At 62.2% G+C, this 538-nt stretch carries 1 pseudogene; it reads left to right on the plus strand.

The window, feature by feature from the left end:
* Nucleotides 1-513: pseudogene (locus AC1DIX_RS27655) on the plus strand (DNA-directed RNA polymerase subunit beta'); the annotation flags it as partial.
* Between the last annotated feature and the right edge of the window lie 25 nt (nucleotides 514-538).

Here is a 538-nt window from a genome sequence, read left to right on the forward strand (position 1 = left end):
AAGATCAACGACAAGCACATCGAGGTGATCGTTCGCCAGATGCTGCGCCGCGTGCAGATCGTCGAAGCCGGCGACACCGACTACATCGTCGGCGAGCAGGTCGAGCGTTCGGAACTGCTGGAAGCGAACGACCGCATCGAAGCCGCGGGCAAGCTGCCGGCGACTTACGAAAACGTGCTGCTGGGTATTACCAAGGCATCGCTGTCGACCGACTCCTTCATCTCGGCCGCATCGTTCCAGGAAACCACCCGCGTGCTGACCGAAGCGGCGATCATGGGCAAGCGCGACGGTCTGCGCGGCCTGAAGGAAAACGTSATCGTCGGCCGCCTGATTCCTGGCGGTACCGGTCTGGCCTTCCACCGCGCCCGCAAGGAAAAAGAGGCGTGGGAAGCGGAAGAGCGCCAGCAGCTGCTGCAGCAGGAGAAGGCCAATATGGCTGCCGAGCTGCAGGCGATGGAAGACCAGCAGAATGCTGCGGCTTCGATCGAGCAGCATCATGGCGACGGCGAGTAATCCACTGCGCTTCAGCTTCTAGCCG

The sequence above is a fragment of the Massilia sp. 05N420 genome (genome assembly GCF_056397205.1).